The sequence below is a fragment of the Sphingobium sp. YR768 genome (assembly GCF_900111125.1).
Lineage (GTDB): Bacteria > Pseudomonadota > Alphaproteobacteria > Sphingomonadales > Sphingomonadaceae > Sphingobium.
The window spans coordinates 1-25,839 of record NZ_FOGE01000045.1 but is presented as its reverse complement, the minus strand read 5'-3'; the positions used below and the strand labels follow the sequence as shown (position 1 = coordinate 25,839).

The window sequence follows — 25,839 nt, the reverse complement described above, 5'->3', positions numbered from 1 at the left end:
GCGCCCATTGGGCGTCCGTCAGTACAAAACGATCCATACAAAGCCTGAATCACATCTGACGATAAATGGAAATCCTAAATCCCCACAAGCCTTAGGACAAGCCATGTCGTGGCGATCAAGAATCCTGTCGGCTCTGGCCTTTATCGGGGTGTTTTCGGCGTTTCACATCGCCACCGGGCCGTGGGAAAGTGAGGATCAGCGGGCCTATCGCACATTGGCGGCCATCAGCACGCAGGTCGTGATGCGCCGTGCATCGACCGCCAAGCCCGAAGCGATCAAGGACTGCATGCTGGCCATTCCACCCAGCCTGCTCAACCTTCACCACTTGCAGGCCGGAGACGGGATCATAGTAGCCAATTCCGTCCAGCGCCTGTTGATCACGATCATGCCGGAAGGAAGCGGCGCACAGGTGACGGTGCGGCGGCCGCCCGATCGCGAACTGCGCCGATTGCACAGGGCAGCGCTGATGCGATGTATCGGGTGATGTCTATTTGTCGTGCAGCTTCGCCCATAGCGCACTCGTTCCCGCCTCCTGCGCGCGCGTGGTGAATTGCGCCGCGACCAGCCAGCCCTTGATCGGACGCATCGGCAAAATGGTGGTGAGGATCAGCACCGGCACGCCCACGGCCAGATGCACCCACAAAGGCGGCCGCGCCATGATCTCCAGCATCAGGATGAAGATCACGCCGGGCACGCAGGCGAAGAGTTGCACGAACACGGCCGGGCCATCCGCGGGATCGGCGAAGCTGTAGTCGAGCCCGCACACCTCGCAATGATCGCGCAGGGTCAGGAAGCCTGTGAAGATATGCCCTTCGTTGCAGCGGGGGCAGCGACCGAAGACACCCGTTTCATGCGCCGGACGCTTTGGCCAGCGCTGACCGCTCTGATCGGTCCAGACGGCGTCATTTTGTTCTGTCATATCGGCTCCTCTCCTGCTCTCTGCGACCTTTTCCGCCGTCTTGTCGATTGCGCCTTTTGTCCAAGGCTGGCCTTTGCGCGCACAAAGCGCTATCGGGCGCGCCAATCAATCATTCGATCTTGTAAGGCAGTCAGATGGGTTTTCGTTGCGGTATCGTCGGTCTTCCCAATGTGGGCAAGTCCACCCTGTTCAATGCGCTCACCGAAACGCAGGCGGCGCAGGCGGCCAATTATCCCTTCTGCACGATCGAGCCGAATGAAGGCCGCGTCGCCGTGCCCGACGATCGGCTCCAGACCATCGCAAAGATCGGCGGATCGGCCAAGATCATCGAAACGCAGCTCAGCTTCGTCGACATTGCGGGCCTCGTCCGTGGCGCGTCGAAGGGCGAAGGCCTTGGCAACCAGTTCCTGGCGAACATCCGCGAGACGGACGCCATCGTCCATGTCCTGCGCTGCTTCGAGGATGGCGACATCACCCATGTCGAGGGCAAGGTCGATCCCATCGCTGACGCCGAGACGGTCGAAACCGAACTGATGCTCGCCGATCTGGAAAGCCTGGAAAAGCGCGTCCCCAACCTCGCCAAGAAGGCGGCGCAGGGCGACAAGGAAGCCAAGGCTGCTGCCGCTGTGCTGGGTCAGGCGCTCGACCTGCTGCGCGATGGCAAGCCCGCCCGCCTCACCGTGCCGCGTGACGTGGAGGAAGAACGCCTGTTCGCGCAGGCGCAGTTGCTGACGGCCAAGCCGGTCCTCTATGTCTGCAATGTCGAGGAAGATGCCGCTTCGGAAGGCAATGCCCATTCGGCCCGCGTGTTCGAGAAGGCGGCTGCTGAGAATGCCAAGGCCGTGATCGTGTCCGCCGCGATCGAGGCGGAACTGGTGACGATGCCGATCGAAGAACGCGCCGAATATCTTGAAGCGCTGGGCCTGACCGAAGCCGGCCTCGCCCGCATCATCCGCGCCGGTTACGAACTGTTGGGCCTCATCACCTTCTTCACCGTCGGCCCGAAGGAAGCCCGCGCCTGGACCGTGAACAAGGGCAGCAAGGCCCCGCAGGCGGCCGGTGCGATCCACACCGATTTCGAGAAGGGCTTCATCCGCGCTGAAACCATGGCCTATGCCGACTATGTCCAGTATAACGGCGAAGCCGGGGCCAAGGAAGCGGGCAAGTGGCGCTCCGAAGGCAAGGACTATGTCACGCAGGACGGCGACATCATGCTGTTCCGCTTCAACGTCTGATCAAATCGAACGGGGCGGGGTTCATCACCCCGCCCCGTAGCTTTTCAGTCTTTCGAAAGTTTCGGCCTGCTGTCTTCTTCCGCAGGCGCCTCCGGCACGGTTTCAGCGTCACTCTCGACCGGCGCATCATAGGCATAGGCCTCTTCTTCGGCCGCTTTGTTCCCGCCGAACTTCCCCTTGATCCAGCGCCAGGCGACGCCGAAGAACAGGATGATCGGGATCAGCAGCTTCTTGCCGAACGCCAGCATCAGCGCCAGAACGCCCAGCTTCTTCGCCGCGAGCAGGCCAGCGCCAGCCGCGACCAGACCGCCAATGCCATATTCCGCCACCTTGTCGACATCGGGTACGAAGTCGGCATAGCGCGCGCCCTGATCGAACGTCACCGATCCGCCGAACTTGGCCGCCGCCGCCTTCACTTCGGGCAGATGCGACATGGTGGAGATCATGTTGAGGCTAAGCACGCCGAACCGACCGAGCAACCGCACATCATAGTTGAGCGTCCCTTCCGCCGCGTCGCCGAAGCGAATATCGCGGGCCCAGATGACGCTATGATGGGCGCGATCATAAGCCGGACGCTCTGCCCAGCCGACCAGATGCACCGGCGGATAGCCAGCCTCGGACCGCTCCTTGTTCCGATCTTCCTCACCCGATTTCATGTCGCCCATCAGCGCATCGAAATCGGTGGAGGCCGCGTCATCATCCTTCACATAGCCGCTCTGGTCATAAGTGATGACCGCCCCCCAGGCATCATCGTCCAGAAACGTCTTGCCGGCCGGGAACACCAGCCCCAACACCCCGTCCGCCTGCGCGGCAGGATTGCCCCAGGCGTCCACGATCACTTCCCGCGCAGCCTTGGCATCCAGATAATAATAATCCTTGCCCAGATGCAGCGTCGCCTTCGCCTCCGGCAGGGCGATGTCGCCGGTCTGTGGCTGTTGCCGCTGCAACATATCCTTGACCTTCGCCTCATAGGCGCGTTGTTCCGCCGTCGGCGCGGGTTGCTGGGCCGGAACGGCCGTCGCCGTTACACCCAGCAGCAGGACAGCACCCACGGCGCTCCAATATCTTTTCATGAACATTCCCCCGTTGGACGGGCAAGACTTTAGAAACAAAAGGATAGAAGGCAATGGCGGAAAGACCGATGATGCGCGCGCCCAGAAAGATCGCCTTTCCGCCCAGCGTTGACGCGCATACGAAGCTGCTGATCCTTGGCAGCCTGCCCGGCGACGCCTCCATCAAGCAGGGCGAATATTATGCGCATCGCGGCAATGCCTTCTGGGATTTGCTGGGCGATGTTCTGGGGGAGGCCCTGCGCGGCCAGCCCTATGCGATGCGGCTGAAGCGGTTGCGATCGCTTGGCATCGGCCTGTGGGACGTGATCGAAAGCGCGGAGCGCCCCGGCAGCCTCGACAGCAGCATCCGGGGCGTGGAACTGCGCGACCTTGGCCTGTTCGTGGAGCGGCTTCCGGCGCTGCGGGCGATCGCCTTCAACGGCAAGACCGCGGCCACCCACGGTCGGCGGCAACTGGGAGATCGACCGGCGCTGACGCTGATCGACCTGCCCTCCTCCAGCGGCGCCTATGCCAGTCTATCGCGGGAGGCCAAGCGGCAGGCGTGGATGGCGCTGCGCGACGCGCTGGCATGAAACCCTACCAAAACGTCACTTTACCGTCATGGCATCACTGCTAAGCGGGTTTAATTGCACAGATTGAAAACAAGAGTCGCCATGCTGATCCGATCCCTTGCCGCCGCCCTGCTCACCGTGACCGCGCTGAGCGGTTGCGTGTCCGTCCAGACCGTTCGCTCCGCGCCCGCCGCGACGACGGCGCAGGCGGAGCAGCGCGCGCCCGTCACCATCCTGGTGTCGATCGACGGTTTCCGCCCGGACTATCTGAAGCGCGGCGTCTCTCCCAACCTCAATGCCCTGGCCAGCAGCGGCGTCGAAACATCGATGCGCCCGTCCTTCCCGACCAAGACCTTCCCCAATCATTGGGCGATCGTCACCGGCGACCGGCCCGATCGCAGCGGCATCGTCGCCAATAATATGGAGGATGACAGCCGGCCCAAGGACAAGTTCACCATGGCCAGCGACGATCCCTACTGGTGGAATGAGGCCGAACCGATCTGGATCACCGCCGAAAAGCAGGGCGTGCGCACCGCCACCATGTTCTGGCCCGGCTCCAATGTCGCCTGGGGCGGCACCAAGGCATCCGAATGGCCCTACATCATCAACGGCGGATCGCGCCCCAGCGACTGGGCACAGTTCAACGAAGCGATCAGCCCGACCCAGCGCGTGAATGGCGTGCTGGACGTGCTGCGCCGCCCGGCCGACATTCGCCCCCGCTTCGTCACCCTCTATTTCGATGAAGTCGACACCGCCGGCCATGTCAACGGCCCCGATGCGCAACAGACCACGCAGGCCGTGGCCGATGTCGACGCCCATATCGGCGATCTGGTCGCGGGCCTCAAGACGCTGGGCCAGAGCGCCAATATCGTCATCGTCTCCGACCATGGCATGGCCGCCAAGGCGAATGACCGGGTGATCATACTGGACAAGATCGCCGACCCGGCCGACTATCGCAGCGTCGAAACCGGCCCCTATGCCAGCCTGGCCGCCATCCCCGGCCATGAAAAGGCGCTGGAGACGGCCCTGTTCAAGCCGCGCGACCATATGCAATGCTGGCGCAAGAGCGAGATCCCGGCTCGCTTCCATTATGGCACGCATCGCCGCATCCCGCCCTATTTCTGCCTCGCCGAAACCGGCTGGGTGTTCCAGAATACGACGCCGACCAAGCCGATCAGCGGCGGCGACCATGGCTGGGACGATCGCGCGCCGGAAATGCAGGCGCTGTTCATCGCCAATGGCCCGGCCTTCAACACCAGCTTCCGCCCGTCGGCGGACTTCGCCAATGTCGATGTCTATCCGCTGCTTGCCCGCCTGCTGGGCGTAACGCCGGTCGCGTCGGACGGCAATCCGGCGGTCTTGCAGGGATTGGTCAAGCCTTGACATTGACGTAAACGGAAAGTCTCTTTAAGCGATCATCCGTTGCAATAGGAGATGGATGATGGCGGAAGAGATTGTCTATTTCGAGGATATCGCGATCGGCGACGGCTTCGATTTCGGTCCGCTCACCATAACCCGCGATGAAACCGTTGCCTTCGCGGCGGAATTCGATCCCCAGCCCTTCCATCTGTCGGATGAGGCGGCGGCGACCACCCATTTCGGCACGATTTCCGCCAGCGGCTGGCACACGACCGCCCTGTTCATGAAGATGTTCGTCGCCGAAATGCAGGCCCATCCGGGGCGGCAGGCGGCCAGCCTTGGCGCGATGGGCGTGGACGAACTGCGCTGGCTGCGCCCGGTGCGCCCCGGCGACACGCTGCGCGGGCGCAGCGAGGTGATCGACAAGAAAGCATCGCAAAGCCGCCCGGAAATGGGCATCGTCCGCAACAAGGTGACGATCCTCAATCAGGACGACCAGCCCATCCTGACCATGATCCCGATCGCCATGTGGCGCACCCGACCCGCATAATCAGGGCCAAGTGCTGCATAGTGGCTCTGCGCAGCCCCCTTCGTTGGCGGTAGGGAAGCGCACGCCATCATCAGGGAAAAACCGCCCATGCCCAGCACCGCCCATCTCCTCGCCTTCGCGCTGATATCGCTGGGCATGGTGCTGACCCCCGGCCCGAACATGATCTACCTGATCTCGCGCTCCATTTCACAGGGGCGCACGGCCGGCATGATCTCGCTGCTGGGCGTGGCCTGCGGCTTCCTCTTCTACATGATCAGCGCGGCCTTCGGCATCACCGCGCTGCTGATGGCGGTGCCCTTCGCCTATGATGTGCTGCGGATCGGCGGCGCGCTCTATCTGCTCTGGCTGGCCTGGAATGCCGTGCGGCCCGGCGGCCGATCGCCCTTTCAGGTCCGCACCCTGCCGCAGGACTCGCCGCGCCGCCTCTTCACCATGGGGCTGGTCACGAACCTGCTCAATCCCAAGGTCGCGATGATCTATCTGTCGCTGCTGCCGCAATTCGTCGATCCGGCGCGCGGCCATATATTGGGCCAGTCGCTGGTGCTGGGCGCGACGCAGATCGTGATCAGCCTGTCGGTCAACGCCGTCATCGCCTGCCTCGCCGGATCGATCGCCGGCTTCCTGCACGGCCGCCCGCGCTGGCTGACGATCCAGCGCTGGTTCATGGGCACGGTGCTGGGCGGACTGGCCGTGCGTATGGCGGTGGAACGATAAGGGCTATTTCCGCCCGAACAGCTTTTCGATATCCCCATGCCCCAGTTTCACCCAGGTCGGTCGGCCATGATTGCACTGGCCTGAGCGCGGCGTGACTTCCATCTCTCGCAGCAGCGCGTTCATCTCCGCGACGCTCAGCATACGGCCGGCACGGACCGATCCGTGGCAGGCCATGGTCGCGGCGACGAGGTCCAGCCGTTCCTTCAGGGACAGCGCACTGTCATAGGCAGCGAGATCGTCGGCCAGATCCGTGACCAGTCCCTGCACATCCGACTGGCCCAGCATGGCAGGCGCCGCGCGCACCAGCATCGCGGACGGGCCGAAGCGCTCCAGATCGAGACCGAAATCCTTGAGTTCGGCGATCCGCGCCTCCAGCCGGTCGCAGGCCGGCTCGTCCAATTCCACCACTTCCGGCAGCAATAGCGCCTGAGAGGCCACCCCTTGCCCCTCCATCGCCCGGCGCATCCGCTCCAGCGTCAGCCGCTCATGCGCGGCATGCTGGTCGACGATGACAAGGCCATCCTCCGCTTCCGCGACGATATAGGTGCGCGCCACCTGCCCACGGGCGACCCCCAACGGGAAGCTGTGCGCTTCGGGCGCAGGCGCGGCGGCCGGTTCGGCGCGGGCCTGCGGTGGCGGTGTCAGGAAAGAGGCGCGACGATCCGCGAAACCGGAGGGCGCGAACTGGCTGTAACTGGCGGGCGCGCTCCCCGACAAACCGGCCGCCGCCTCGAAGATCGGCATGGAACTGATCGGCGTCGGCGACAATGGTTCCGGCTTCCAGGCGGCGAGGCCCGCCGCATCCGCCTGCTGCACCGACCGGAAGCCTTCGGCATCCAGCGCGCGGCGCAGGCCGGACACGATCATGCCCCGGATCAGCGCCGGATCGCGGAAGCGCACTTCGGTCTTGGCGGGATGGACATTCACATCCACCTCATGCGCGGGCACGTCCAGGAACAGCGCCACCACCGGATGCCGGTCCCGCGCCAGCATATCGGCATAGGCGCCACGCAGCGCTCCAATCAGCAGCCGGTCCTTTACCGGCCGACCGTTGACGAACAGATATTGATGATCGCCCACGCCCCGATTGTAGGTCGGCAGGGAAGCAACGCCTGACAACTGCACCCCGTCCCGCTCCAGCGACACGATCACATGATTGTCCGCCAGTTGCCGGTCGGTGAGCGAAGCGACCCGATCCTCCCGCGCTTCGCCGCCCTGCACGCCCAGCACCCGCCGACCATCATGCTCGACCGAAAAAGCGACGGCCGGATGTGCCATTGCGAGACGACGCACGACATCGAGGCAGGCGGCATATTCCGCCTTGGGCGATCGCAGGAACTTGCGCCGCGCCGGCACCTTGCCGAACAGTTGCTCCACGGTCACGCGAGTGCCCGGCGGCAGGGCGGCCGGCCCCTCTGCGACCAGTTGCCCATTATCGACCGTGCGGTTCCATCCGTCGGCCCCGCGCGGGCGACTGTCGATGGACAGGCGGGCGACGCTGGCGATCGATGGCAACGCCTCTCCTCGAAAACCCAATGTCGCTACATTTTCAATGGCATCGTCGGGCATCTTCGACGTGGCATGTCGCTCCAGCGCCAGCGCCATGTCCGCCGAATCCATGCCGCAGCCATCGTCGCTCACCTCGATGCGATCCAGCCCCCCGTTCGACAGGCGAATGGCAACGCGAGTCGCGCCCGCATCCAAAGCGTTTTCAACGATTTCTTTCAGCGCGCTGGCGGGTCTTTCGACCACTTCACCGGCAGCGATACGATTGACCAGATGTTCGGGCAGACGGCGTATTGACATTGATTAGGGACTAGCCCAAGCGAGCGCTTTCCGCGACCCGCGAAGCTGATTTTTTTGCACTGCACAGCGCAAAAACAGCTATTAGCGGTTGAGCGAACCAGCTTTCCGACCGTTCCCTGTCGCGTCGCGGGGACGGCTGGCGAAACAGGATAAGGCATGTCGATCTTCTCGCGTTTCTTCAAATTCTCGTCCCAGGACATGGCCATCGACCTGGGTACCGCCAATACGGTGGTCTATGTTCGGGGCCGGGGCATCGTCCTCAACGAACCGTCGGTCGTCGCGATGGAGACGTTGAACGGTATCAAGCGGGTCAAGGCTGTCGGTGTCGACGCCAAGCTGATGATGGGCAAGACGCCTGATTCGGTGGAAGCCATCCGCCCGCTGCGCGACGGCGTGATCGCCGACATCGATGTCGCGGAAGAAATGATCAAGCATTTCATCCGGAAGGTGCATGGCGGCAAGCATAGCCCCTGGCGCGCGCCGGAAATCGTGATCTGCGTCCCCAGCGGCTCCACCAGCGTCGAGCGCCGCGCGATCCGTGACGCCGCCAGCAATGCCGGTGCGTCGCAGGTGTTCCTGATCGAAGAACCGATGGCAGCCGCGATCGGCGCCGACATGCCCGTGACCGAGCCGATCGGTTCGATGGTTGTCGATATCGGCGGTGGCACCACCGAAGTCGCAGTGCTCTCGCTGCGCGGCCTGGCTTACACCACGTCGGTCCGCGTCGGCGGCGACAAGATGGACGAAGCGATCGTCAGCTTCGTGCGTCGTCACCACAATCTGCTGATCGGCGAAGCCACGGCAGAGCGGATCAAGAAGCAGTTCGGCGTAGCCCAGCCGCCCGAAGATGGCGTCGGCGAAACGATCCACATCAAGGGTCGCGATCTCGTGAACGGCGTGCCCAAGGAAATCTCGATCAATCAGGGTCAGATTGCCGATGCGCTGGCCGAACCGATCAGCACCATCGTTGAAGGTGTCCGGATCGCGCTGGAAAATACCGCGCCTGAACTGGCGGCCGACATTGTCGATCAGGGCATCGTGCTCACCGGCGGCGGCGCGCTGTTGAAGGGGCTGGATGACGAGCTGCGCGATGAAACCGGCCTGCCGGTCACGATCGCCGAAGATCCGTTGACATGCGTTGCCATCGGCACCGGTCGGGCCATGGAGGATCCGATCTTCCGGGGTGTGCTGCAAAACGCCTGAACTAGGGGGACGGCATAGAGATGGCGCGGCCACCCAGCCGACGCCCCGGTATCAACCGGAGGGCGCAATATAGTCTTTTCGCCAGCTATGTGGTGGCGCTCGTCGGCGCCGCCATTGGCTTGCTGCTTGTGGTGGTCGCCATCTTCGATCCTACCGGCTTTGCTGCGCTGCGTGTCGCTGCGGCAGAGGTAAGCCGTCCGGCATCGGTCACGATGAAGGGCATGGTGAGCGGCGTCAGTTCGATCGACGAAGTTCTGGCGGCCTATTGGCAAGCCGGATCGCAAAATGTCGGACTGCGCCGTCAGGTAGAAGCGGACCGCAACCGCATCATCGAATCCAAGGCGATCGCCCAGGAAAATCTGCGCCTCAAGAAACTGCTCAAGCTGGTGGATGAGGATAGCAGCGACCTGCTCACCGCCCGGCTGATCGCGTCCTCGGCCAGCAGCGCCCGTCGCTTCGCCCGTCTGAATGCCGGCGCATGGCAGGGTGTGCGTCCCGGAATGCCGGTGCGCGCGCCCGAAGGACTGATCGGCCGCATCCACATCACCACACCCAACAGCGCCGACGTGCTGCTGCTGACCGACACCAGCAATATCGTGCCGGTACGCCGGGCCAGCGACAATATTCCCGCCATTTCCACCGGACTTGGCGACGGATCGGTGGAAATCCGCGCGCTGACGGCAGGACGCAATCCCTTCAAGCCCGGCGACCTGCTGGTGACGTCCGGCATTGGCGGCGTCTACCAACCCAATATACCTGTCGCAGTCGTTGTTCGTGCGGAGGGTGAAATCGCCTATGGCGTGCCGCTCGCCAACCCCGCCCGCGTGGACGCCGTGGTGGTCGAGCGCGTGTTCGAAGAAGCCGTGACCCGTCCCGGCCCATCCGCCCCTGCGGTCGCAGCAGGCGCTGAAGCGGAGGCATCTGGCGGTAACGCTGCGGCGCCATGATCGACCCGCATCTTCACCATGTCCCTCGACTGGGTCGCTATCCTTCGCGCTTCCGGCTGGCGGGAACACCGATCATCACCGTGATGATCGGCTCCTTTCTGACGGCGTTGCCAATTATTGCCCAGTCGGCGATATTGCCGCCCTTCGGATTGTTGATCCTGCTCTCCTGGCGGCTTTTGCGCCCTGAACTCTGGCGCACATGGATCGGCATACCGCTCGGCCTGTTCGACGATATGATGAGCGGCCAGCCGATCGGATCAGCCATATTCCTGTGGACGATCGCCCTGATCGGCATCGACTGGGTCGAACATCGCATGGTGTGGCGCAGTTACCGGCAGGACTGGCTTATCGCTGCCGTTGCGATTATCTTCTGTATTTCCGGTGGTTGGTTCTTCGCGCGCATCACCGGCGGAGGTTCCGTGAGCTTTTCCCTGGTCGCCCCCCAGATGGTCTGGACGATTTTGCTGTTTCCTTTCGTCGTCCGCCAGTGCGCGCGGATCGACCGCTGGCGCGTGATGGCATGAAGTTTCTGACACCCAAGCGCAAGATCGTCACCGAAGCCGCCCAATCCTTCACCTTCTCGCGCCGCGCGATGGTGGTCGGCGGGTTGCAGGGCGCCATCGGCGCTGTCCTGATCGGCCGCATGGCCTGGATCAGCGTCGTCCAGAACGAAAAATACAGCCTGTTATCGGAAAGCAATCGCGTCAACATGACGCTGATCCCGCCACGTCGGGGCTGGATACTCGACCGCAACGGCAAGCCACTCGCCAACAATCGCACCGATTTTCGCGTCGACCTGATCCCGCAGCGCGTGGTCGACGCCGAAGCGACGATCACCCATCTCGCCCAGTTGCTTAAGCTGGAACCGGACGAGGTCGATCGTATCCGCGACGATCTGGACAAGTCCGCCGGTTTCCGCCCGGTACAGGTCGCCGACAAGCTGACCTATGACCAATATGCCGCGATCAGCGTGCGCCTGCCGGACCTGCCCGGCGTTGCGCCCAGTCAGGGGTTTTCGCGCAACTATCCCGCCGGCGCCACGGTCGGCCATCTGCTCGGCTATGTCGGCGCGGCCACGGCCGAGGAGTTCAAAGCCCGTAAGGACCCGCTGCTCATCACGCCGGGCTTCAAGATCGGGAAGGACGGCCTGGAAAAGGCGTTCGACCGCCACCTGACCGGCAAGCCGGGCGCCAAACGGGTCGAGGTTACTGCGCGCGGCAAGATCATGCAGGAATTGACCACCCGGCAGGATACGCCCGGTCGGTCGATCAAGCTGACCATCGATGCCGGCCTTCAGGAATATGCCGGGCGGCGGCTGGCCACGCAAAGTGGATCGGTGGTCGTCATCGACTGTCAGAATGGCGATGTGCTGGCGCTGGCCTCCATGCCCAGCTTCGATCCGAACAGCTTTTCCGATGGCATCAGCCATCTGGAATATGAAATGCTGTCCAAGGACGATCATGTTCCCCTGCGCAACAAGACCTTGCAGGGGCTCTATCCGCCCGGCTCCACAGTTAAGCCGATGGTGGCGCTGGCGCTGCTGGAGGCAGGCGTCGGGCCGCAGGAAACGGTGAACTGCCCCGGCGCGATCCGCGTGGGCAACACGCTGTTCCACTGCCACAAGAAGCGCGGCCACGGCCCGCTCAACATGCGCGGCGCGATTGCGCAAAGCTGCGACATTTATTTCTACCAGATGGCGCAGCGCATCGGCATGGATCGCATCGCCAGCATGGCCCATCGCGTCGGCATGGGCCAGAAATTCGACCTGCCCTTCCCCAGCCAAAGCTATGGCACCGTGCCAGACCCTGCCTGGAAAGAACGGAAATATAACCAGAAATGGCAGGTCTATGACACTGTGAACGCCACCATCGGTCAGGGCTATATGCTGATCAACCCGCTCCAGATGGCGGTGATGGCGGCCCGCCTTGCGACCGGCAAGCAGTTGATGCCCAATTTCATCCATGGCGCCCCGCGCAAGGAACCAGCGCCGGTCGGATCGACCGAAGAGCATCTGGTCGTCATCCGCGACGCCATGAATGCCGTGGTGAACGGCGGCGGCACCGGCGGGGCAGCCCGCAGTTCCATCCCCGGCGTCATGATCGCGGGCAAGACCGGCACGGCGCAGGTCCGTCGCATCACCATGGCGGAACGCGCCGGCGGCGTGCGCGGCAATGCAGGCCTGCCCTTCAAGTTGCGCGACCACGCCCTGTTTCAGGGATTCGCGCCGTTCGACAATCCCCGCTATGCCATCGCCTGCATCATCGAACATGGCGGCCACACGATCCGCAACGAAGACGCACCGATGATCGCCAGCGACACTCTGTCCTACCTGTTCGACCCGGCCAAGGCGCTGGAGAAGCTGGAAACATTGGAAAAGGGCTGGGGCGGCACGCCGGCGGAGCGGCAGGCGCGCCAGATGGCGGCTTTCCGGCTGGCCAAGGCGATCGAGAAGGGTGAAGTTCCCCCCCCGGCGGAGAATGCCGCGGAAAACGCCACGGCCGCCAATAGCGCTGCGCCTGCGCCGGCACCACCAGCTCCGCCAGCGCCCTCAGCCGATGACGAAGATGTGCCGCCTCCTCCCGGCGCTAATGGTGGGGCCACGCCATGAGCATCGTCCCGAAGCCCATCACCGAATTCCCCTGGCGCATTCTGGCGTTGCTGCTGGTCATCGCCCTGTTCGGTACAGTCGTTCTCTATAGTGCGGCAAGCGGCAGCATCTTTCCCTGGGCAGCCAATCAAGGGGTCCGCTTCTGCGTCTTCTCCGCCATGGCGCTGGTCCTCAGCCGCATTCCCGTGACGACCTTCGCTCGCTTCGCGTTCCCAGCCTATGGCGCTGTACTCGCTGCACTGGTGCTGGTGGAACTGATCGGGGGCGTCGCAGGAGGCAGCCAGCGCTGGATCAACCTGGGCTTCATGCAGCTTCAGCCATCGGAATTCATGAAGCCGATCATCGTCCTGACCATTGCGCGATTCTACGCCATGCTGCCGGTGGGCGAGATACGGCGCTGGAATGCGATATGGCCGGCGCTGATCTTGATCGGTTTTCCTTGGGCGCTGGTGCTGATCCAGCCTGATCTGGGCACGGCGACGATGATCCTCGCAGGCGGCATCACAGTCATGTTTCTGGCAGGCCTGCCGTTGCGCCTGTTCATCGGGTCCGGCCTGACCCTCGCGGCGATCATCCCGATCGCCTTCAGTTTCCTGCATGATTATCAGAAGAACCGTATCCTTATCTTCCTCGACCCGGAAAGCGACCCGCTGGGTGCCGGCTATCATATCAGCCAGTCGAAGATCGCGATCGGATCGGGCGGCATCTGGGGCAAGGGTTTCCTTCAGGGCACCCAGAGCCATCTCCAATATCTGCCCGAAGGCCATACCGACTTCGCCTTTGCCACCATGGCGGAGGAATGGGGCTTGCTGGGCGGCACGTTCCTGATCCTGGCCTTCATGCTGCTGTTCCGCTGGGGCATTCGCGTTGCGATGCGGACGGAAGACAAATTCGCCCGCATGACCGCCGCTGGCCTCACCACGACCATCTTCTTCTACGTCGCCATCAACCTGATGATGGTGATGGGTCTGGCGCCTGTGGTGGGCATCCCCCTACCCTTCATGTCCTATGGCGGTTCGTCGATGCTGACGGTGATGCTGTGCGTAGGCATCATCATGGCGATCGACCGCGCCGGCAAGCGCCGGTCAGGTTCGCGAAACTGGGCGTGAAATCCGATACTTGAGAAAAAAATCACACTTTGGGCGATTTCCTGTTTGCAAAGTTCGAAGTGACTGCTAACAGCCCGCCCACACCAGAGCGGTTAGCCGCCCCGGTACGGACGCATAGCTCAGTTGGTAGAGCAGCTGACTCTTAATCAGCGGGTCCTTGGTTCGAGCCCAAGTGCGTCCACCATATCTTTCAAACGCTTAGAGGCCAGTTTGAGGTCCAAAGCTGGACCCACCCCCTCCAGTTTACAGCCTGGTTTACAATTTCCTCCGGTTTTCGAGCTTCGAAATGGCCGTTTCCGCCATCTCGGAATCCCGCTTGAGATAGTGCGTATCGAGGATCGTCTCGACGTCCTTGAGGCTATGCCCGGTGATCGTCGCGATCTGCGGAACACTCGCTCCTGCGATCGCCAGGCGGGTCACGACAGTGCCCCGCAGGTCGTGGAAAGTGAGACCAGCGACACCGGCTTTCACACAGGCCTTGCGCCACGATGTCCGAAAGCCGTCACTCGTCCAGGATTGCCCGCGTTCGGTGAGCAGAATGGTTGCCGGCAACGACTTCCCCTCTACGTCGTAGCGGCCCTTCAAAGCGTCCAGCGCAAGCTTGAGCGGTGCTCCCACAGGAACGATCACCCGCTTGGGCTTGCGGTTCTTCACCTTGCTCTTTGTCTTGCTCTGCGTGAGACGGATTTCCGCGCCGTCATACGCCGTCCAGGGCAGATTGATGAGATCGCCTTGACGCTGCCCTGTCCACAAGGCCAGCGTCATGGCCAGGTGCAGGTGGGGTGGCGCGTGCTTGTAGAAGGCTTCCTCGTCACCCTCTTTCCAGACGGAATCGACGCGACCGGATTGATACAGACGGCCGGGCCGTTTGCAGGGGTTGGCGATGACCAGTCCTCGATCAAGCGCCCATGCGAGGATTCGCGCCAAAACGGCAAAGCGATAGTCTGCCGTGCGTTCCGATGTGCTGGCAATTCGATCGCGCCAGGCCAGAAACTCGCCGCGCGTGCGCGGGTCACCCAGTGCGCCTATCGGAAAGTCTCCGAACTCCGTCTCGATGAATCTCAGATGCTTCCCATAGTCCTTGCGGGTGCGGGGAGCGAGACGGGTATAATCGGAGGATTGCTCGAAAGCCCGAAACACGCTGTTGAGCGTGTCGCTTGGTTTGGGCCTGTTTTTTCGCTCATCGTGCGCTGTGACATAAGCCTGATGGAATTCCGGCGTTCCGAATTTGGCCTCGATGCGGGGCCCTCCACGCCACGCATAATAGTAGGTTGCGTATAGGCCGCTCGCCAGTTTCTTGCGTACCCTGTGGACACCTTTAAGATTGACGCGCATCGCGCCGCGCCTTCCATTCGTCGAACGGGGTCGACGAAACCGCGGATGGTTCCGTTTCCAGATGCACGAGGATGATCCGCCCATCAGGGTGGATCTCGGTGCGCACGATCGTCAGTCCGCCCTCGCAGGCCATACGGATGGCCTGGACGAGACTGGGGCGTCGTGGTGAGGATTTACGCTGTCCGGCCACAGCAAGTTGCCCGAGGCCGCAGGACGTGAACCCGACTCGTGGTCCCCTGCCCGCCGCACTCCCCCCTCCCTTCCTTGGCGAGCCGGTTGGAGCGATCTGACGCTATACCTGGCAGCGCCGACGAGCGCTGCGTCCCGGCGGGTGCCGCTGTAGACGCATCGGCGTCACGGTCCGAACAGCGACTGATGGTGGTTGCAACACCCACGGGGGCCAAAGCCGGCCCTGAAGTCCGAAAGACGGTAAGACGCATTGCGCGCTCCTCATAGGAGCACCTACGCGACGTCATGAAGCAAAAGTAAACATATCATAGTTTTTAGTAACTTGGATGGCGTCCTTTCTTAGTATTCTCATTTCAATTGTGCGGCAGCGGGCGAAGGTTCAAGCACAAACACGTCGCTCCCGAACCTTCCACTCAGGTGCAAGGCCACCGATGCAATATAGTTTCGCTGACGCCACGCCGTCGGGCTGTGGTAGACGCCAACGGCTTTCCAATAGTCTCTCGTCGTTCGAAGGGCCGACAGAAACACCCATCGTGCGGCCTCGGCGTTAAAGCAGGAATCAAAACGGAGCCAATGGCGCACATGGGCTTTCGGACGGCCGATATGTGCTGCGATGCGCCCGACCCACCAACTGTTGATCTGCAAGGGCCCCAGGTCATGGGTGCCGTTAGTGTTGGCGACCTCCGCACCGATCCAGCCGGCCTCCTGGTCGCGCAGACCCCAGAGCGTCTTTTCGAGCCAGGGTCTGCCGAGCGAGGCCCTGTGGATGCACGTTCCGATCAGACGTTCCTCATCCGGATTGCGCGTTCTGGCCTGCGCCGGGGACGGGATCATCGCTCCGCACAGCAATGTACCGATGAGACAGGGAACGAAACGCATCATACAGCCCTCATCGCTTTTGACGCCGTTCGATCATGGTGCATCAGGCCAGAGAAGTCTGGAAACAACCCATCTGTCAGCAAGGCTAGAAGGGCGCGACCGGAAATGATTTCGACAGTGCCGCCATGAGCTGCGGCGGCCCGGCTTTGCGGCCCGGTCCGCCCCGTATGGATGAAGAGACCGCGACACCCCTTCGTGCGACAGAGCGCCTCAAATGCCGCGACATGTTCCGGTCGGATCGTATCAGCATAGCGCTTGGCCTGGATCAGCCAGACGGCGCCATCGATCACGACCTGGCCGTCGACGCCGCCATCACCGGTGTAACGACGATTACGAACGACCTTGTGACCGCTGCGCTCGAAACTCTCCAGCAGAAGTTCCTCGAAAGCGAGCGGGTCCATGGCGCGCAGACGGGCATAGAGAAGCTGCGGCGGCTGCGCCCGGTCACGCCCACGAAGCTGAGCCGCCATGGCTCTGGCCTGCCGCCTTCGCCAGCGATGCTTCACCGGCACCTCAAATTGATGGAAGACGACAGCAAGGATGATGAGCATGAACGCGGACAGGGCAAAGAGCATGAGAGATGACCTTATCGCTCGGGACCGTGAGACGGCTCGGGGTGATGGACAGGAAATGGCGTTGGCCGCGTCGGCTGATTGTCTGGTGCCCCGCGATCGGTGCGGGCGCGGTCGAGAATGCCCTCGAGGAAGCGGTCCAGGACCTGTGCAATACTGCGCGCGCCCTCGGCGAGATGTTCGGCGGCGCCGCGCGGCGGACGCTCCCGGCGATCAAGATGCCGTTCGAGCATGCGATCGCGGCGTTGTGCGCGCAATTGCTCCTGTTCGGCCTTGAGATTGGCCAGATGATGACCGCGGCGGCTAGTGAGAGCATCGACGCCGTCTGCCTTCAGCCGGCCCAGCCCTTCAGACGAAGATGTTTTCTCGCCTGATTGCCGCTCGAGCTTGGCGATCAACGCCTTGACGTCGTTGGTCCAAAGCCGGGCGCCGAAAGCCGCGCGGGTGATGGCCGTGTAGAAATTCTGGGCGTTGACCAGAGGCGATTCGACCGGGGCGAGCACGAAGACGCGCGGATAGGTCTTGGACTGGGCGGAATAGACGGTCTCGGCATAGCCATGATCCCAGGTTTTGTGTTCGGAGAGATCGACCTGTTGCACACGTCCCTCCCGGTCCCAGCGGATCGTTCCCAGCGCCCCTTCCAGCTTTTCCACGGTCCCACGCTCGGCGTTGCGCAGATCCAGTTCACGGTTGACGAGACGCCACTGGATACGGTCTCCTTCGGCAAGATCGCGATATTCGGGATTGAATATGTTGATGTGCCGGGCCCCGGTGCTCTGCGGATCCCATCGGATTGTGCGTCCTTGCTCATCGACGAGGCGCACGACCTGCCGGCCATTGGGTTCACGCCCCAGTCCGATGACGTGATAGTCGGCATTGCGGGCGACACCGAGACCGACGATATCACGGTCGAAGCGCACAATCTGACCAGAGCCGTAAAAACGCGCCATATGCTTTTCAATGTCGGTCAGGCCGGCGGGCGCGAGGATGGACAGCCGGCTGTCCTGGGCGGCAAGACCATTCTCATCCTTCAGCGCATCGCGAATCTTGCTGTTGACAATGAGGCGGGTCGCATTGTCGAGGACGAGAATATTGGTGCCGGCCCGCGAGTCCGGCTTGAGCCGTATCCAGGCATGCACGACCTGCCCGGCCATCCTCTCATTGTCGGCGACTGTGCTGACGCTATCGAGCTTTGCCAATGCCTCGGCGAAGTTGCCCGAGCGTGCGGCAGTGACGGCCGCCTTGATCGATTTGGTTTCCTGCCGCACGGCCTCGGTAAGTTCGACCGTAGGCAGGCCCAGTTTACGCATCAGCCAGAACGGCTTCCCTTGCTCGATGGCGCCGGTCTGTTTCTCGTCTCCCAGCAGGAGCAGACGGGCGCCCGTCGACCTGCTGATCTCGAGCAGCCTCCGGGCCTGGCGGTTGCCCAGTTGCCCTGCCTCGTCGAGCACCAGCACATGGCGATCGATGATCCCCTGCCCGCCTCGGGCGACGAAGCCAGCAACAGTATAGGAGGCGATATCTGCCTTCTTGCCCAGTTCGGCGGCCGCTGAAGATGTGGGCGCAAGGGCGATCAAGGTCGTGCCGGGTTCAGCCGTTTCGCCCAGCACTCGAACCAGCGTCGATTTGCCGGATCCCGCGACACCGTGGATGGCGGTGATGCGATCGCGTGTCAGCGCTGTCTCGACAAGGGCATTCTGCTGCTGCTTGTTGAGGCTGGTCCCCTCCAGCACGGTAAGCAATCGATCACTTGAGGCAATCGGGCGAGCATCATTCAGGCCGAGCGCGATATGCTGGGTGAGCGCCAGTTCAAGCCGCCAGGATTTGCGACTGGTTCGCGCTCGTGCCAGTATCTTGTCGCCGGTCTGCTCATGGGTCGGGAGCAGCTTGCGTACCAGTTCGTGGTTTTCGATGCGGGAACGGATATCCTCCAGTCGAACTTCACCGACATGGGCGGCGAGACCGGTGCGCAGAATATCGCCCAGATTGTTGACCGCTTCCGTCGTCTCCAACTGCCGGAGGCCGAACAGCCCGGCGCGCGATGCCTCCCGCTCGGTGGGTGGCAGGTGCCTGTCTTCTAGCGCATGCGTCCCGGCGGTGATCAATCGAAGCACGTCGAGGCGTGGCCCGGTCCGCTGGTGCCACCGCGCGACAAGTTCTTCCTTGCCGATCTTCACCTTGGCCTTGCGCGTGGCGTAGAATGAGGCGCGCTGGGCCTTCTGCCCGACCAGCCCGTGTTCGCGGGCATGTTCCTCGATCGCCTCAGCGCGCTGCGAGAATTGCTCGACGAGATCACCGGGAACACCGCGTATCTCGAAGAGGCCCGATCGCGCGTTGGTGTCAATCTCGTAGCCCGCCTCGCGCAAACCAAAAGCCAGGGCATTGCGATAGATCTGACCGGCCACGCGCTGCTCGCCATACATGACCCTGCTTTCCAGGCTCGCCATGGGATCGCCGGGTTCGCGGTTGGTCATGTTAAGGACGACCAGATGGGTGTGGAGATGGGGGTCGAGTTCGCGACTGCCATGTTCGGTAAAGCGCGCGACGAGGATGCGACCGGTGGTTTCGTGAACGATCTTGCCTTCGTTCCGGCGGCGCAACTGCGCCTGTTCCTCCAGATAGGCGATAGCGGCGGTCACCGCTCCCTCATGGGCGGCAAGTACGCGTTCGTCCCCGGCCACCAGCGCCATGATCGACACGGACTTTGGCGCGTTGACCGCGAAGTCCCAGCCGGGATGGTGTTGGATCTGCCCATCGGCGCGATGGCGCCCCAGTTGCTGGTCGCCAACCTTGCCAGCCAGAAGGTCGCGAAACAGCTTCGGATCGACAGCGCCTGACAGCCCAAGATCAGCCGCGAGCTTGCCGGCCCATTCCGAAGGCTCGTTCCCGCCCTTGGTGTAATAGTCGCCGACCGTATAATAGCGGGCAATGTTGGCGGGTTGACCGTGGAGACGCTGGGGCTGGATCATGCCGGTCTCGCCTGCTCACGCGGCCCATCTTCATGGCCATGCTGGACAAGTTCGGAGCGGATTTCTCCCTGCTTGCCGGCAAGGATGGTCCACAGGGATCGCGCGGGAGCCGGGAGCTCGGCATGATCTTCATTCAGCAGGATGTCCTCGACCCGCTGCGGATCGATATCGGGCGCCGGAGGGCTGAACAGATCCGGCTGTGGTGACGGCGGCGTTGGAGTCTCCTGGGATGCCTGGGGCTTCTTCGACGGCTTTTCCCCTGCGTAGGGGGCTGGCGGCGTCTGCGCAGCCTCGCGCTCCATGGCTTCACGGACCCGCGATTCGGCGTGGGCAATGCGAACGAGTGTTTGCGCCTTGTCGATCTGGGCGGGCGGATCAGTACGTTCGGCGAAGGCCTCTCCCAGCGATGGAATGTCGTTGAACCGGCTATCGAACCGGACCACAGGCAAATTGCGGCCGAAGCGAAGGAAGCCCACCAGATTGGGCAGGTTGGTGACCTCGGTCGGCATGACCAGCGGCCGTGTCACCTGCATGCGCGACAGGTTGACGCCGTCGCGCATGTCGTTGACGCCATAGGACATGCCCTCATTGGCCTCGACCTGTTCGACCTGACCGAGGTTGATCGAGACATGGTCGGCGGTATCCGTATCATTCGCCCGCAGCGCCACCCAGGTCGAGCAATAGCCGGTGATCGCCGCGGCATCTTCCTTGCCGTAGGTCGCCTTGAGCTGTGGATAGGACTGGAAGCCTAATATGCCGCATCCGCCATATTTGCGGGCCCGCGCAAGAAAGTCCGAAAGCGACGGCAACTTATGCAGCGTCGGCAGTTCGTCGATCACGCAATAGAGCCGCCGGTCGCGATCCGGCGTCAGGCTCATGATCGCACTGATCGCGATATCGAGCCACACCGTGATCAGCGAGCGCAGCGAGGGAAGCTGATCGGCTTTCACGGTGATGAAGAGCCAGCTTCCCTCCGCGCCTTTCTCTACCCAGTCGCGGATCGAGAAGGCGTCCTCGGTATCGTCGAGATAGCTGAAGCTGCGCATGACCGAGGCGAGTTCGGCCTGGATGCCGGCGGATGTCCGTTCGCCTTCCGTGCTGATGAAGGCGGCGGCATCGGTACCGGTCACGAAGGCGGCCAGATCCTTGAGCTTCGAACGCAAGAGCCGATCAAGCAGGACCGAGACATAGGTGTGTTTCTGACGTGCGAGTTTGCGCATGACCGCGACCAGCGTGCCCCGCGCCGCTTTCGCCCAGAAGGGATCGCCATGCTTGTCGGGAATCGTCGACTCGGCGATTTGATCATAATGATAGTCGCGCGGCACATCGACCCAGGGCGACCAGCAAGCCGTGCGCTGATCGAGCGGGTTGAGCAGCATGTCCGTGCCCTGCCGGTAGAATTTCTCGACGAAGGTGCCGGCGGTGTCATAGACGATCGCGCGACGGCCTGATTTACGGATACCTTCCAGCATGCCGACAATGAGATTGGTCTTGCCGGTACCCGGAGCGCCGCACAGCAGGATATGCTCAGGCTCGAAGGCTTCGGGAACTGGAACGGCACCGATGACGAGCGGTCCCTTTTTCTGGCCCCACAGCGCACGTCGGACCTGGCGGATGGTGCCGAAGCGCGCGCCGCGCAAATATTCGTTGGAGCCCAGCCCCCTGCCCGTCCGCGTGAAATAGAACCACGCCCAGCCGAGCATGGCAAACGCGAACAGCCCGGAAATTAGCGCCCCGTGTAGCAGATAGCCCTCGAAAGACCGCAGGGTCTTGTTCGCGAGCGCCGAGGCGACCAGCCAATCCGCCGACGTCCAGTAATCCAGGCCTTCCGGCGTGCGAAACTGTACCGGGTCATTGGTCCCGCCAGCCGCATCGACCTTGATCGTCGCCTCGGCCAGTTTGAGCAGGACGAAACGCTCATATTCGGTCGATTTTTCGAACGCATACCAAAGCGTGCCGATGATCCAGATGATGAAGCCGGCTAACATCGTCTGGTAAAAGACCTGGGTTGTCATGCGGACGTTGTGGACGATCGCCTGCCCGCCGCGCGTCCAGGAGCCCAGCATATCGTTGCGGAAGATGCTCATGGGTGATCCTCTCCACCGAGCAGACCGCGTTCGGCGAGAATGGCACGGGCCTGCGCCATCCCCTGCTCGAGCGCCTTGGGAGATTGCTGGCCGACGGACGTCGCGACGATCGACAGTATCTGGATCGAAGTGGCGAGGATCTCATCCTGGGAGGAGAAGACGTAGCGCTTGCGTTCATCGACCGCCTGCTCAAGCAGCTGCCGTATGAAGCCCGACAAAGAGAGGTTCGCACCGCGAGCACGGCGCATCAAGGCAGCATGCAGCGACTCATCGAGACGGAAATTGAGCTTGGGCAAGCGAAGGGCCTCCTTGTCCGGAGACCTTCGCAGATGTCATGAAGCCGTGGCATTTTACCGAATCCGCATTTGTGGCGCAAGTTACGAGGATTCAAAAATCTCTTTCCGGAAGATTATAAGAACGCTTTTCGGCTGTGACCGACCGCGGGGTGTTTCAAGCGAGGAGTATGGATACGCTTTTTCGCGGCGATTCGCCTTGATCGTGTGCGGAGAATGAGCATTGCCATATCGAGTGGTTGGTCAGGAGGAATACATTAGTGGAAGATTCGGACGACCTTCCCCGCTGGTCACGCCTTACCGACAAACATCGCGCCTGCCTCGACCTTGTCGTTGAACGCAAGAGTTCGAAGGAAATCGCACGGATTCTTCAGATTCGCTAACCCAGCTTCGATCAGCGCATCACCGCCGCCCGAAAAATTCCTGCTGCAGCCTACCGCGATGAGGTGGCAGTCATCTCCGCCAAGTTGAAGACTGTAATGATCGCGTCAATGATCGCGTCACATCTGACCCAGTGCAGCTTCCCTCGCTCCCGGTCCTGGTGCCATCAGACTTCTCGGACGGCGACCCGTCACCGGTTCTTTTGCTGAGCGATACTATCGCGCCCAGCATCAGGACCGGGGACATAGGGAAGGATTTTCTGGCGCCGATCCAGGAAGGGTGGAGACACGATTACAGCATCCCGGCACGTATAATGATCATGGTGGCTATGCTCACCGCCCTGGTGATCGTCGTGTTTCTGGCCTTGGCATTGCCGAGACGCTTATACGGACCGCTCGGAACGCCATCTAATGGAGCAGATGGATTACAATCTGCTTTTCCACTGATTCGTCGGCCTAGCGATGGATCCACTGATCGGGGATGTGACGGTCTTTACCAAGAACCGCGCGAGGCTGCTGGCCGGTGATGTCGTTGCCAGGTTCCTGTCCGCGCTCATAGGGCAGTCGCGTGTGCAGGCGCTGCTGTCAGACGACCAGTTCTCCGTGGATGGCACCCTGATCGAAGCCTGGACGAGCATAAAGAGTTTCAGACCCAAGGACGACAGCGCTTCGGACGCCGGACAAAATGGTCATGCCAAGGCTAAGGGGCAAAATGCCGAGCGTGATTTCCTTGGCGAGAAGTGGAGCAATGTGGCGCACGCCTCTACCACCGATCCCGATCCCCCGCTATTCAAGAAGGCACGCGGTCGGGCCGCGAAGCTGTCACATGGCCCATGACCCAATGGAAAACCACGACGGTCTCGTCGTGGATGCAACGCCCACCTATGCCATGGGCACGGCCCAACGGGAGGCCGCGCTGACCATGCTTGGGCGCATGAAGGGGCCATCGCATCATGCTGGCGGCGGACAAGGTCTACAGTACCGCGCAATACGTCGCCGCATTGTGCGAGATCGGCGTCACGCCGTATCTCAGCGGACAAGGAAAAGGATCGAGAAAGTGCAGCCCTGGAACCTCTGAGTCACAGGTTCATTTAGCGCCTTATGCGGGTCATCGTGCGCTTCTCAACTTGGCCCGCTGGTTCGCGAGGCGTGACGATGTCGTATCGAAAACATGTCCGGTGGACGGATCTGCCGATCGGACGGCGCCGACGGCTTGTCGTCATTCTGGGAGAGTTGATCCTCGGCCATGTCGGGCTGGTGCTGGGGATCGAAGTGTCTCGCCTGGCGCGATCCTGCCGAGACTGGCATCAGCTTCTCGAAATGTGTGCGCTGTTCGACACGCTGATCGGTGATGCTGACGGCATCTACGATCCCGGGACATATAATGACCGGCTTCTGCTCGGGCTCAAGGGCACGATGAGCGAGGCTGAACTGCACATCCTGAAATCCCGCATGCATGAGGGGCGACGCGCCAAAGCGCGTCGCGGCGAACTTATCATGGGCCTTCCGCGCGGCTATGTACTGAAGCCGTCAGGCGACGTTGCGCTTGATCCTGATGAAGGCGTGCAGCAGGCGATCCGTCAGGTCTTTGCCGTCTTCGAACGGCGGCGATCGATCATGGTATACCTGTGCGCTCTCGCCGTTTGAGCTCTAGCTTTCCTCCGAAGCGCCAATCCATTCTTCGCCGTTCTCATCGGTCTGGAATCCATCCTGATCGTCTTGCGCCTTACTTAATGGCGACGGCGCGGGCGTGCGATGGTGGCTAGCCGCCCAACTTGGCTCGCCGTCTCCAATGTCCGAGCACAATCGCCGACGCTGTATGCTTCATGCATGTCAAACAGGCTGTCTTGAACGAAGACAGTCATTGCCGGATACTCGCTTGGCATATGCATCCCGAACCGTTAACGCGAAGGGTCAGAACGTCTCTTAAATTATGGGGGGCTAAGTGAGCCGGCCTTGTTATGATCTAGTCGTGATCATCCAGTGCCTTCAGCCTGGCACGGAAGAATGACAGAAACAGTCGTAAAGCGGCGGCGTGGAGCCGCCCTTGAAGATGCCATCCTCGACGCAGCCTGGAGCGAGCTGGAAGCGCGCGGATATAGCGATTTCACCTTTCAGGCGGTGGCGGATCGCGCCAGCACGAGCCGGGCCGTTCTTTACCGGAGATGGCCCACAAAGGCGAGCATCGCATCTGCGGCCATCGTCCGCCACATCAAGCTTAATCCCATTAAGGTGCCGGACCTGCGCAATTTCCGTGACGAGATGTGCCTTCTGCTGCGGCGCTTTGCCGATCGCGCTCCCCCTCGATTGCTTGGTCTCATCTTCGAAATGAGCCAGGACATGGCGGCCGAAGGCACGAGCTTCATGGACGATCGTTTTCAGGACTTTCCGATGAAGGATGTTCTCGAACGCGCGTTGTCGCGCGGTGACGTCGACAGGGATCGCCTGACCCCGCGGGTCGTCCGCTTGCCCTTCAGTCTCGTCATGCATGAAGTCGTGATAACCGTGAAACAGATTTCTGACACGGCGATCGCAGAAATCGTCGACCAGACTTTCCTGCCTTTGGTCACCGCGCACCGCTGACCCGCCCTCCGAACGGACTGCAGAATCAGTCTGTCCAAATTAAATTATAAGAGACATTGCGATCCCTATTGACAGTCGACTGCCACATTTAGGATACAGTTCGTATCTTGATATGGAGATCGACCGTGCCGCTAGGATTCGAGCAATATAGCTGCCCAGGTACCCTCGCCTGGCGATTTTGCGGGCTTGTCGTAACGCTCGCCGCTACATCGGCCTGTCAGAGCAGCCCTGCGGTCCGATCCGGTTTCCTTTCCAGTTACAGCAGCCTTCCAGCTGGCGAGATGCACCGGAAAGCGCCGGCATATCACCGGGATGACGCTGCATCCGATGCTGTGAAGACCGTGTTCATCGAGCCCGCCGTCATCGCGCCCGATCTCGAAACCGAATTGTCCGCAGAAGAAAGGGCGATGGTGCTTCACGAAGTCGATCGTCAGATCTGCTTCGAAGTCAGCGAACGCTTCCTGATCGCACCCGAGCC

Annotated in this window: 24 protein-coding genes and 1 tRNA gene; 16 read left to right on the top strand and 9 right to left on the bottom strand. The window is 62.1% G+C overall.

The features are described 5' to 3' along the window. Nucleotides 1–484: hypothetical protein (locus BMX92_RS25010; RefSeq protein ID WP_218145851.1), on the top strand; the 484-nt coding region annotated here is incomplete at its 5' end. 3 nt (nt 485–487) lie between these two features. On the opposite strand, the gene BMX92_RS25005 is transcribed toward BMX92_RS25010, so the two are convergent. Then, a complete protein-coding gene (locus BMX92_RS25005; RefSeq protein WP_093021912.1) occupies nt 488–919 on the bottom strand; it encodes a DUF983 domain-containing protein in 432 nt (143 codons plus the stop codon). Nucleotides 920–1,053: 134 nt separating this feature from the next. Between BMX92_RS25005 and ychF the strand changes: the two genes are divergently transcribed. Then, nucleotides 1,054–2,154, top strand: a complete 1,101-nt coding sequence (gene ychF, locus BMX92_RS25000; RefSeq protein WP_093021895.1) for a redox-regulated ATPase YchF — start codon at nt 1,054–1,056, stop codon at nt 2,152–2,154. 44 nt (nt 2,155–2,198) lie between these two features. Here ychF and BMX92_RS24995 read toward each other — a convergent pair whose 3' ends face one another. Next, nucleotides 2,199–3,227, bottom strand: a complete 1,029-nt coding sequence (locus BMX92_RS24995) for a DUF2167 domain-containing protein (protein ID WP_093021909.1) — start codon at nt 3,225–3,227, stop codon at nt 2,199–2,201. A gap of 53 nt (nt 3,228–3,280) precedes the next feature. Between BMX92_RS24995 and BMX92_RS24990 the strand changes: the two genes are divergently transcribed. From BMX92_RS24990 to BMX92_RS24975, 4 genes are all read left to right on the top strand, one after another. Then, nucleotides 3,281–3,799 (top strand): DNA-deoxyinosine glycosylase, encoded by a 519-nt coding sequence (locus BMX92_RS24990; protein ID WP_093021892.1) that lies wholly within the window; start codon nt 3,281–3,283, stop codon nt 3,797–3,799. A gap of 81 nt (nt 3,800–3,880) precedes the next feature. Beyond that, nucleotides 3,881–5,161, top strand: a complete 1,281-nt coding sequence (locus tag BMX92_RS24985) for an alkaline phosphatase family protein (RefSeq protein WP_093021889.1) — start codon at nt 3,881–3,883, stop codon at nt 5,159–5,161. 58 nt (nt 5,162–5,219) lie between these two features. Beyond that, nucleotides 5,220–5,687: a MaoC family dehydratase gene (locus BMX92_RS24980; RefSeq protein ID WP_093021906.1), complete on the top strand. Its 468-nt coding sequence runs from the start codon at nt 5,220–5,222 to the stop codon at nt 5,685–5,687. Between the two features lie 87 nt (nt 5,688–5,774). Next, on the top strand, nt 5,775–6,401 hold the full coding sequence (locus tag BMX92_RS24975; protein ID WP_093021886.1) for a LysE family translocator: 627 nt from the start codon (nt 5,775–5,777) through the stop codon (nt 6,399–6,401). A 3-nt stretch (nt 6,402–6,404) separates the two neighbouring features. Here BMX92_RS24975 and mutL read toward each other — a convergent pair whose 3' ends face one another. After that, the gene (gene mutL / locus BMX92_RS24970) at nt 6,405–8,207 is read right to left on the bottom strand and encodes a DNA mismatch repair endonuclease MutL (protein ID WP_093021883.1); all 1,803 of its coding nucleotides are present in this window, start codon (nt 8,205–8,207) and stop codon (nt 6,405–6,407) included. Between the two features lie 156 nt (nt 8,208–8,363). Here mutL and BMX92_RS24965 point away from each other — a divergent pair, with 156 nt between their 5' ends. From BMX92_RS24965 to BMX92_RS24940, 6 genes are all read left to right on the top strand, one after another. Continuing rightward, the gene (locus BMX92_RS24965) at nt 8,364–9,410 is read left to right on the top strand and encodes a rod shape-determining protein (RefSeq protein WP_093021880.1); all 1,047 of its coding nucleotides are present in this window, start codon (nt 8,364–8,366) and stop codon (nt 9,408–9,410) included. Nucleotides 9,411–9,430: 20 nt separating this feature from the next. Further along, nucleotides 9,431–10,357, top strand: coding sequence for a rod shape-determining protein MreC (gene mreC / locus BMX92_RS24960; protein WP_093021877.1), 927 nt, complete (start codon nt 9,431–9,433; stop codon nt 10,355–10,357). After that, nucleotides 10,354–10,881, top strand: a complete 528-nt coding sequence (mreD, locus tag BMX92_RS24955; protein ID WP_093021875.1) for a rod shape-determining protein MreD — start codon at nt 10,354–10,356, stop codon at nt 10,879–10,881. The genes mreC and mreD overlap by 4 nt, the downstream gene beginning before the upstream one ends. Further along, on the top strand, nt 10,878–12,965 hold the full coding sequence (gene mrdA / locus BMX92_RS24950) for a penicillin-binding protein 2 (protein ID WP_093021904.1): 2,088 nt from the start codon (nt 10,878–10,880) through the stop codon (nt 12,963–12,965). Before mreD ends, mrdA begins: the two co-directional genes overlap by 4 nt. Further along, on the top strand, nt 12,962–14,074 hold the full coding sequence (gene rodA / locus BMX92_RS24945) for a rod shape-determining protein RodA (RefSeq protein WP_093021872.1): 1,113 nt from the start codon (nt 12,962–12,964) through the stop codon (nt 14,072–14,074). The genes mrdA and rodA overlap by 4 nt, the downstream gene beginning before the upstream one ends. A gap of 108 nt (nt 14,075–14,182) precedes the next feature. Then, nucleotides 14,183–14,258 (top strand) — tRNA-Lys (locus tag BMX92_RS24940). A 71-nt stretch (nt 14,259–14,329) separates the two neighbouring features. Here the strand turns inward: BMX92_RS24940 and BMX92_RS24935 are convergent. The 6 genes from BMX92_RS24935 to BMX92_RS24910 all read right to left on the bottom strand — a co-directional run bounded on the left by BMX92_RS24935 (nt 14,330) and on the right by BMX92_RS24910 (nt 22,401). Continuing rightward, nucleotides 14,330–15,409, bottom strand: a complete 1,080-nt coding sequence (locus BMX92_RS24935) for a tyrosine-type recombinase/integrase (protein ID WP_093021869.1) — start codon at nt 15,407–15,409, stop codon at nt 14,330–14,332. 537 nt (nt 15,410–15,946) lie between these two features. Further along, nucleotides 15,947–16,480, bottom strand: a complete 534-nt coding sequence (locus tag BMX92_RS24930; protein ID WP_256213614.1) for a lytic transglycosylase domain-containing protein — start codon at nt 16,478–16,480, stop codon at nt 15,947–15,949. Continuing rightward, nucleotides 16,477–17,052 (bottom strand): restriction endonuclease, encoded by a 576-nt coding sequence (locus tag BMX92_RS24925; protein ID WP_093021866.1) that lies wholly within the window; start codon nt 17,050–17,052, stop codon nt 16,477–16,479. Before BMX92_RS24925 ends, BMX92_RS24930 begins: the two co-directional genes overlap by 4 nt. Nucleotides 17,053–17,063: 11 nt before the next feature. Beyond that, nucleotides 17,064–20,018 carry a MobF family relaxase gene (gene mobF, locus BMX92_RS24920; RefSeq protein WP_093021863.1) on the bottom strand — a complete coding sequence of 985 codons (2,955 nt, stop codon included), beginning with the start codon at nt 20,016–20,018 and terminating at the stop codon, nt 17,064–17,066. Next, nucleotides 20,015–22,105, bottom strand: coding sequence for a type IV secretion system DNA-binding domain-containing protein (locus tag BMX92_RS24915; protein WP_093021860.1), 2,091 nt, complete (start codon nt 22,103–22,105; stop codon nt 20,015–20,017). The genes mobF and BMX92_RS24915 overlap by 4 nt, the downstream gene beginning before the upstream one ends. Beyond that, nucleotides 22,102–22,401, bottom strand: coding sequence for a ribbon-helix-helix protein, CopG family (locus BMX92_RS24910; protein ID WP_093021857.1), 300 nt, complete (start codon nt 22,399–22,401; stop codon nt 22,102–22,104). The genes BMX92_RS24915 and BMX92_RS24910 overlap by 4 nt, the downstream gene beginning before the upstream one ends. 839 nt (nt 22,402–23,240) lie before the next feature. Between BMX92_RS24910 and BMX92_RS24905 the strand changes: the two genes are divergently transcribed. The 4 genes from BMX92_RS24905 to BMX92_RS28505 all read left to right on the top strand — a co-directional run. Continuing rightward, the gene (locus BMX92_RS24905; RefSeq protein ID WP_093021854.1) at nt 23,241–23,615 is read left to right on the top strand and encodes a hypothetical protein; all 375 of its coding nucleotides are present in this window, start codon (nt 23,241–23,243) and stop codon (nt 23,613–23,615) included. Between the two features lie 264 nt (nt 23,616–23,879). Continuing rightward, nucleotides 23,880–24,425 carry a recombinase family protein gene (locus tag BMX92_RS24895; RefSeq protein ID WP_256213613.1) on the top strand — a complete coding sequence of 182 codons (546 nt, stop codon included), beginning with the start codon at nt 23,880–23,882 and terminating at the stop codon, nt 24,423–24,425. Between the two features lie 336 nt (nt 24,426–24,761). Next, entirely contained in the window at nt 24,762–25,361 is a 600-nt protein-coding gene (locus tag BMX92_RS24890; RefSeq protein ID WP_218145850.1) for a TetR/AcrR family transcriptional regulator, read from the top strand. Between the two features lie 125 nt (nt 25,362–25,486). Continuing rightward, nucleotides 25,487–25,839 (top strand): DUF3313 family protein (locus BMX92_RS28505; RefSeq protein WP_177185254.1); only part of this gene is annotated, 353 nt, incomplete at its 3' end.